At 63.2% G+C, this 9,958-nt stretch carries 1 protein-coding gene; it reads left to right on the top strand.

All coding sequences use genetic code 11. The features are described from left to right. Positions 1 to 112 precede the first annotated feature (112 nt). A partial coding sequence (locus tag IAE33_RS08455; protein ID WP_201163145.1) for a DUF4347 domain-containing protein occupies positions 113 to 9,958 on the top strand: 9,846 nt, incomplete at its 3' end.

Raw genomic sequence — 9,958 nt, forward strand, 5'->3', positions numbered from 1 at the left:
TGCCTCCAGGCCTGCCGAAGTCCGCAAGTACCGGCAGTACCCCATGGGGTACTGCCACTTTTAACGGTCACGGCGCAGCGGTTGCGACGTGGTGGGCACCAGGAGGTGCAACATGAAGTTCATCGAACGTTTCTCGCGTAAACCCGTCTCGCAGCCGCCCATGGCCGAAGCTGCTGCCGCGCCACTGTTGATGGCGCTTGAGCCGCGGATCATGTTCGATGCTTCGGTGGGCGTGGTCGCCCAGGACGCCACCGCGCAGACGGCTGCCGAGGCAGTCAAGGACAGCACCCCTACGGGCAACGCCGGTGCTGCGCCGTCGACGCCCAGCGCGGCCCCCGGCAGCCAGCGCCAGGAAGTGGTGTTCATCGACGGTAACGTCAGCAATATCGAACAGTTGCTTACCGGGTTGTCCGGCAAGCCTGAGGTGGTCATTCTCGACCCGGAGAAAGACGGCCTGCTGCAGATGGCCGACTACCTCAAGGGCCGTGAAGGGCTGGACGCCATTCACCTGTTGTCTCACGGGGCCGAGGGTGCCGTGCAGATGGGCAACGTCTGGCTCAACAGTGGCAACCTTGCGGGGCACGCGAGCGAACTGCAGAGCATCGGTGCCGCGCTGAAGGCAGACGGCGACCTGCTGCTGTACGGCTGCAAGGTCGGTGAAGATGGCAAGGGCGAAGCCTTTGTCGAAAACCTGGCTGCCATCACAGGTGCCGACGTCGCGGCCTCCACCGACGACACGGGGGCCGCCTCCCTGGGCGGCAACTGGAGCCTGGAGCGCGCCAGCGGGGCGATCGAAACGGTGGCCCTGGGTAGCGAGCTGGGGGGCTACGAGAGCCTGCTCGCTGTCAGTTATACCTCCGGTTCCGGCCCGACCCTGCCGACCAATGCACTGGCCCGCTATGTGGTAGGCGACTTCAACAACGACGGCATCAGCGACATTCTGTTCCAGCCCGGCACCAACGGCACCACTTGGCAGATCGCGTTGGGCAGCAGCAGTGGTGCATTCAGCTACTACGCCGCCAGCGATGCGACCAACTCGCCCTTTTCCAACGTCACGCTGATTGACGCATCAGGCAACGGCAGCAACTACTACGCCGCCGACTTCGACAAGGATGGTGATACCGACCTGCTCGCGGTCACCACCAACAACGGCCCGGCCTACCTGTACCGCTATGACGGTGCCAGTGGCAAGTACACACGCGAAGTGGCCGGCGGCCTGACGGATGCCACACTTGGCGTACGGTTGGTGGTAGGCGATTTCAATGGCGATGGTGCAGCCGACATTCTCTACACACCCGCATCCGCCAACGTCTGGCGTTACGCGCAGAACAACGGCGATGGCACGTTCACGACGATGGACCAGAGCGCCAGCCCGTTTGCAGGTGTAAGCCTGGTCGCCATCACTACGTACAATTACCGTGCTGTGGACTTCGACGGGGATGGCGATATCGACGTCCTCGCGTTCACCAACACCACCACCGGTTTCCTTTATCGCAACAATGGCACGTCATTCTCCCAAGCCTCCACCGCCGGGTTGCCAACAGTGCCTCTGGCCGCCCGAACCGTTGTTGGCGACTTCGATGGCGATGGCGATGCCGACATTCTGTATCAAGTCGGCGACAACGGTGCCTGGAAGTATTCCAGCCAGAACGCTGATGGCACCTTCACTACGGTCGACCTGATCAATTCCCCTTTCGGGGTGTCCAGCCTGCCCAACATGGGTTTCCAGAACGTACGCATCGGCGACTTCGATGGTGACGGCGACATCGACGTGATCGGCAGCGTGGGCGCCAGCAGCGCCATGGTCTATTTCCAGGGCGGAAGCCTGCCCAGGTTGGTGAGTGCAACCCCGGCCGACAACAGCCTGAACGTGCAGCCAGGTGCCAACATTACGCTTACCTTCAGCCAGAGCGTAACCCCAGGAAGCGGCACCATTTCCATCATCCGCCTGAGCGATGGTGCCGTGGTGCAGACCATCCAGGCCGGCAGCGCTTCGGTCACCGGCTCAGGCACCACATGGACCATCGACCCGCCGAGTGACCTGGACCAGGGCACCGCCTACGCGATCCGCATCGACAGTAAAGCGTTCGTCAATGCCGACGGTAAGACATTCAAGGGAATCACCAACAATTCGGCATTGAACTTCACCACTGCCTCTGTACAGCCGCCGGTAATCGGCAACCTCAATGGCGACGCCGTCACCTACATCGAGGACAGCCCCTACGTGCTGCTCGACGCCGGCGGCAACGCGACGGTGAGCGATGCCGATTCGTCCAACTTCAACGGTGGCAAGCTGACTGTGCAGGTCACCACCGGCCGAGTCGATGGCCAGGACGTGTTGTTCATTCGCGACCAGGTGGCCGGTGCCAACCAGGTCGTCTTGTCCGGTGCGTCGATCATGTACAACGGCCTGGTCATTGGCACCTTCACCGGCGGTAGCAACGGCAACCCCTTGGTGGTCACCTTCACCAGCAATGCCAATGCCACGACCGTGGCTGCGCTGGTGCAGAACCTGGCCTATCGCAACTCCAATGGCTCAGACCCATCGACCACCCAGCGCACCGTGTCGATCAGCATGGATGACGGCGCAGGCGGAAGCAGCAGTGTGTCCACGGTGGTAGTCGATGTGGTTGCGGTCAATGATGCACCGTTGGTCAACGTCACGGGCACCAACCCGACCTACACCGAGAATACCCCTGCGGTGCAACTGTTCAGCGGCGCGACCATCAACACGGTCGAGCCTGGCCAGAAAGTGGCCCAGATGACCTTTACCGTCAGCAACGTGGCCAATGGCGCGGCCGAGAAACTGGTGATCGACGGCAGTGACGTGACCCTGGTCAACGGCACCTCCGTGGTCACCAACAACAACGGCCTAGTGGTTACGGTATCTGTCATCAGTGGCACCGCCAGCGTCACCCTCAGCTCCAGCGCAGGCCTGGACACTGCCACGGCCCAGACCATCCTCAACACCATGGCGTACCGCAACGACAGCGAAAGCCCGAACACCGCTAACCGCGTGGTTACCCTGAGCACCGTGAGCGACGACGGCGGGTCGGCCAACGGCGGCGTCCCCACCGCCGCCGTGGGTGTCTTCAGCACGGTCACGGTGGTTGGCGTGAACGATGCGCCGGTTCTTGTTGGCGGGCCCTACAGCCTACCGGCCATCAACGAAGACACCGTCAGCAACGGCCTGCGGGTATCGAGCCTGTTGGCCAACTACACCCTGATCGACCCGGACGTCGGCGCCCTGAGGGGCATCGCCGTGTATGCCACCGCTGGCAACGGCACCTGGCAGTTCTCCACCGACAACGCCACCTGGACCAACTTTGGTACGGTTGCCAGTTCCAGCGCGTTGCTGCTGGCGTCCACCACCTACGTGCGCTACGTGCCGGATGGCGCCAATGGCGAGACGGCCAGCTTCGGCTTCCGTGGCTGGGACCAGACCACCGGGGCTGCATCGGTCAATGGTGCGCGCGGCACCGCCGATACCACCAGCAATGGCGGTACCACAGCCTTCTCTACAGGCACTGGCGTGGCCAACCAGCCCGTCAGCTCGCTGAACGACGCACCGGTGATGACGCCGGTTTCGCCAACCCTGGGTGGGCTGACCGATACCTCGGTCGACAACGGCGGCAGCACCGTGCTCGCGCTGCTGGGCGGCGTGACTGACGTCGATGCCGCGCCAGCCCAAGGTATGGCGATCACCGACCTGACTGCCACCTATGGCAAGTGGCAGTACAGCCTCGATGCTGGCAGCACCTGGAGCGACGTAGGTGCCGTGACTACCAGCTCAGCCCTGATTCTCACCGCCCAGAACCGGGTACGCTTTGTGCCGGACGGCATCCACGGTGAAACGGCCACCATCACCTACAAGGCCTGGGACCAGACCAGCGATGCGGGTTTGCAAGGCACCAAGGTCAATGTCAGTGTGTCTGGTGGCGCGTCGGCCTATTCCACAGGCACCGATGTCGCCAGCGTAGTCGTCACTGCGGTCAACGATGCACCGGTACTGACCGTAACCGGCACCCCCGCGGCCTGGACTGAGGGCAACAACGTTCCTTCCACCCCCATCGTCGTGGACGGGGCTCTGACCGTGTCCGACGCGGATGGCCCCAACCCGAACCAGGCCACGGCGCGCCTGCTTACCTACTACAGCGCACAGGACACGTTGAGCTTCGTCAATGACGGGGTTTCGATGGGCAACATCGTCGGCAGCTGGAGCGTTGGTACCGGCATACTCACCCTGACGTCAGCCGGCAACCAGGCCACCACTGCTCAGTTCCAGGCAGCATTGCGAGCGGTCACCTACAGCAATGCATCGGAAACCCCGAATACAACCACCCGCACGGTGGAGTTCATCCTCACCGATGGCGGCAATGTTTCGTCAGCCGCCGTTACCCGCGATATCACCATTACCGCCGTAGACGATGCCCCGGTCATCAGCGCCGCAGCATCCCAGCAGATCAGCGAAGACACACCCACTGCACTCAGCCAGATCAGCTTCAGCGATGTGGATTCGACCCTGGGCATCGTCACCCTGTCGGTTGCCAGCGGAGGCCTCAGTGCGGCCGATGCCGACGGCGTGACCGTAGGGGGAACGGCGACGGCAATGACCCTGAGCGGCTCATTGGCCAACATCAACCAGTTCATTGCCAACAATCGCCTGGTATTCACCCCGGCGGCCAACGCCAGCGGCGATGTCACCCTCACCATCAACGTCAACACCAACAGCGTTGCGGATGCGACCACCAGCATGACCTTGCAGGTGGTTGCGGTGAACGATGCACCGGTGGTCACCGTGCCGGCCAGCATCACGGTGACCGAGGACGTACCGGGTTACGTCACCGGCATCAGTTTCAGCGATGTGGACGCTGGTAATGGCAACGTCACTGCCACGTTCTCGGTGGTTCGCGGCACCCTGACAGCGGCTGCAACCAGTGGTGTTATGGTCGGTGGCGCAGGTACCGGTGTGCTGACCCTGACCGGCACCCTGGCGGACCTCAACGCACTGCTCGCCAGCAACAACCTCAGCTACCGCACCGCCCAGGACGACACCCAGTCCGTGACCCTGACGGTAACGCTCAACGACAACGGCAATACAGGTGGCCCGGCCCTGAGTGACAGCAAGGCCCTCACCATCAATGTGGATGCCGTAAACGATGCACCGGTCAACAGCATCCCCTCGCTGCAGACTGCACAGCAAGGTGTACCGCTGGCGTTCAATACGGCCAACGGCAATGCCATCTCGATCAGTGATGTGGATGCTGGCAGCGACCCTATGCTGGTGACCTTGTCCGCGGTCAACGGTACGATCTCGCTGTCTTCTCTCAACGGTGTGACCTTGTTGAACGGCACGGGTGTCAATGACACATGGGTGCGCCTGCTTGGCAATCAGACCAACCTCAACGCCGCGCTGCAGAGCCTTACGTTCAAGGCAAACGACGGTTACCTGGGTGCAGCCAGCCTGATCATCCAGACCAATGACCTGGGGAAATCGGGCGCCGGTAGTGCGCTGACGGATACTGACACGGTGCAGATCAACGTGATCCCGGTTAACCCGAAGGTCACCAGCGTTTCAGCCTCTGGTTTTGACAGAACGGTGAAAGCCGGCGACGAGGTGCTCATCGAGGTCGCGTTCGATCAGGTGGTCAACGCCGATACCAGCGGCGGTGTCCCGAGCCTGCTGCTGGAAACCGGCCTGATCGATCGTGAAGCGGTTTACATCAGTGGGTCGGGCAGCAGCATTCTGGTGTTCAAGTACACCGTGCAGGCCGGCGACACCAGCGCCGACCTGGACTTCCACAGTACGGCTGCCCTGCAGCTCAACGGCGCGGTGCTGGCCAACGCCAGCAACGACCTGGCAGTGCTTACACTGCCTAGCGTGGGCAGCGCCGATTCGCTGGGTGGGCGCAGCAATATCGTGGTCGACGGTGTGGTGCCAGTGGTGGCCAGCGTACAGGCGCCTTTCGACGGTACGTATATCCTGGGCCAGAACCTGGACTTCACCGTCAACTTCAGCGAGAACGTGACCGTTGACAGCACCACGGGCGTGCCGCGCATCGCGATTACACTGGACACCGGCGGCACCGCGTACGCCGAATACGTCTCCGGCTCCGGCGGCAGCGCCCTGGTGTTCCGCCTGACCGTCACCAGCGGCCAGCTCGACAGCACCGGCGTGACCCTGGGCAGCACCGTGCAGCTTAATGGCGGCAGTATCCGCGATGTCGCCGGCAATGACACCGTGGTAACCCTGAACAGCGTGGCCAGCACGGCCAATGTCAACGTCGACGGGATTGTGCCTACGGTGGTCAGCGTTGCACCGCCGCTGGCCGGCAGCTATAAGGCCGGCGATGTGCTTAGCTTTACCATCAATGCCAGCGAAGCAGTGCAGACCGGTGCACTGGCACCACGCCTGGTACTGGATGTGGGCGGGGTCACCCGTTATGCCACGTACGTGTCCGGCAGTGGCAGTGCGGCACTGGTGTTCCACTACACCGTGCAGGCCGGCGATACTGCGGCCAACGGCATCACCCTTGCCACCCTCGACCTGCGCGGTGAGCCGCTCACCGACCTGGCCGGCAACGACCTCAACCTGGCGCTCAATGGCGTGGGTGATACGGCGGGGGTGTTGATCGACACCACTGCGCCAACGGTTGGCAGCATCGTGCGTGTGGATGCCAGCCCGAGCAATAGCAGCTCGGTGAGCTATACCGTCACCTTCGACGAGAATGTCAGCGGCGTTGACCTCAGTGATTTTGTCCTGGTGTCCAGTGGCACTGCCAGCGGCAGTATCAGCAGCGTCACGGCGGTGGATGGGCGTACCTATACCGTATTGGTAAACGGCCTGAATGGCATCGGCGGCCTGCGCCTGGACCTGAAAAACAGCGGCACCGGCATCGTCGATGGTGCCGGCAACGCCGTGGTCGGCGGTTTGAGTGGGGACACCTACATCATCGACCGTGTCGCACCGAGCGTGGTCAGCGTCGCGGTGCCGGGCAACGGTACCTATGTGGCGGGGCAGAGCCTGGACTTCACCGTGCAGCTGGACGAAGCGGCACTGCTGGACACCAGCGGCGGTACGCCACGCATTGCCGTTACGCTGGACGATGGCACGGTGGCCTACGCTACTTACCTGTCCGGTGCCGGCACCAGCGCCCTGGTGTTCCGCATGACCGTTGCCAATGGTCAGCTGGACACCAACGGCGTGACCCTGGGCGGCAGCATCCAGCTCAATGGCGCTACCCTGCGCGACGCGGTTGGCAATGACGTCAACCTTGCGTTGAACAACGTCGCCAGCACCACGGGGGTGTTGGTGGATGCCGTGGCCCCCGTGATCGAATCGGTAACCGTGCCAGGCGCCGGCAGCTACAAGGTGGGCGACGTGCTGGCCTTCACCGTCAATGCCAGCGAAGCGCTGCTGCTCGGCCCGATGGCCCCGCGCCTGGCGTTGGATGTGGGGGGCATTACGCGTTACGCCACGTATGTATCCGGCAACGGTAGCGCGGCGCTGGTGTTCGAGTACGTTGTGCAAGCCGGCGACACCGACGCTGACGGTATCGCCATCAATGCCCTCGACCTGCGTGGTGAAACGCTCACCGACTTCGCTGGCAACGACCTGAACATGGTCCTCAATGGCGTGGGCAGCACGGCCGGCGTCCTGATCGACACCACCGTGCCTACCGCCACCAACATCTCGCGTGTGGATACCAGCCCAAGCAACAGTGGCTCGGTCAGCTTCACCGTGGCCTTTAGTGAGCGCGTCGGCAACGTCGATGCCAGCGATTTCGAGCTGGTGTTCAGCGGTAGCGCCTTCGGCAGCATCGGCAGCGTTACCACCGTCGATGGCCTGACCTACACCGTGAACGTCAGCGGCCTGGTGGGCACTGGCAGCGTGCGCCTGGACCTGAAACCGGGCACCGATATCGCCGATGCCGCAGGCAACCGGGTGGCCGCTGGCCTGGCCGGCGAGGGCTACAGTATCGACCGTGATGTCCCGAGCGTGACCGGTGTCAGCGTGCCAGCCAACGGCCGCTATACGGCCGGGCAGCACCTGGACTTCACTGTAAGCCTGAGTGAAGCGGTGCAGGTTGACACCGGCAACGGCACTGCCCGCATCGCTGTGACACTGGACGATGGTACGGTGGCCTACGCCTCTTACCTGTCCGGTGCTGGCACTGACGCATTGGTGTTCCGCCTGACCGTTGCCAATGGGCAGCTGGACACCAACGGCGTGACACTGGGCGGCAGCATCCAGCTCAATGGCGCTACCCTGCGCGACGCGGTTGGCAATGACGTCAACCTTGCGTTGAACAACGTCGGCAGCACCACGGGGGTGTTGGTGGATGCCGTGGCGCCCGTGATCGAATCGGTAACCGTGCCAGGCGCCGGCAGCTACAAGGTGGGCGACGTGCTGGCCTTCACCGTCAATGCCAGCGAAGCGCTGCTGCTCGGCCCGATGGCCCCGCGCCTGGCGCTGGATGTGGGGGGCATTACGCGTTACGCCACGTATGTGTCCGGCAACGGTAGCGCGGCGCTGGTGTTCGAGTACGTCGTGCAAGCCGGCGACACCGACGCCAACGGTATTGAGCTTGCCGGCCTCGATCTGCGCGGTGAAACCCTGACTGACCTGGCAGGTAACGCCCTGGACCTCGCCCTCAACGGTGCGGGCAGTACGGCAGGCGTCGTGATCGACACGACCGCGCCAAGCGTTGGCAGCATCGTGCGTATCGATGCCAACCCGAACAACAGTGGTTCGGTCAGCTACACCGTGAGCTTCGACGAGGATGTCAAAGGCGTTGATGTCAGCGATTTCAGCCTGTTCCTCACGGGCTCTGCTGCGGGCAGCATCAGCAGCGTCACGGCTGTAGACGGGCGTACCTACACCGTTGTGGTAACTGGCCTGAGCGGTAGCGGCAGCCTGCGGCTGGACCTGAACAGCAGTGGTACGGGTATTGCTGACGCGGCAGGCAATGCGGTGGTCGGCGGGTTGAGTGGCGCCACCTACACCATCGACCGCGTCGCCCCCAGTGTGGCCAGCGTGCAAGTGCCGGGCAACGGCACTTATGTGGCCGGGCAGAATCTGGACTTCACTGTGCAGCTTGATGAAGCGGCGCAGCTGGATACCAGCAATGGCACCCCGCGCATCGCCGTGACGCTGGACGACGGCACGGTGGCCTACGCCACCTACCTGTCCGGTGCTGGCACTAACGCATTGGTGTTCCGCATGATCGTCGCCAACGGCCAACTGGACACTAACGGCGTGGCGTTGGGCAACAGCATCCAGCTCAACGGCGCGACCTTGCGCGATGCTGCCGGCAACGACGTCAACCTCACGTTGAACAACGTAGCCAGCACCGCTGGCGTGCAGGTGGATGCGGTCGTGCCGGTGGTGGAGTCAGTCGCGGTACCGGCAGGCGGTAGCTACAAAGCCGGTGACGTGCTCGGCTTTACCGTCAACACCAGCGAAGGGGTAGTGGTGGATACCAGTACCGGTACGCCACGGCTGGCCCTGACTGTGGGCGGGGTCACGCGCTATGCCACCTATGTGGCCGGTGCAGCCAACGGCGCGTTGGTGTTCCAGTACACCGTGCAGGCCGGTGACACAGCCAGTGGCGGTATTGCCGTCAGCGGCAGCCTCGACCTCAATGGCGGTTCCATCAAGGATGCCGCGGGCAATGCCCTGAACCTCGATCTGGGCGCTGTGGGCAATACCAGTAACGTGCTGATCGACACCAGCGCACCTACCGCCACCAACATCACTCGCGTCGATGCCAGCCCGAACAACAGTGGTTCGGTCCGCTTTACCGTGACCTTCAGCGAGAACGTCGGCAACGTCGATGCGAGCGATTTCAGCTTGGCCTTCGGTGGCAGTGCCAGTGGCAGCATCGAAAGCGTCACCACCACGGATGGCCGCACCTACAGCGTGAAAGTCAGTGGCCTAGTGGGCACTGGCAGTGTG

The sequence above is a fragment of the Pseudomonas sp. S60 genome (assembly GCF_016647865.1).
Taxonomy (GTDB): Bacteria; Pseudomonadota; Gammaproteobacteria; order Pseudomonadales; family Pseudomonadaceae; genus Aquipseudomonas; species Aquipseudomonas parafulva.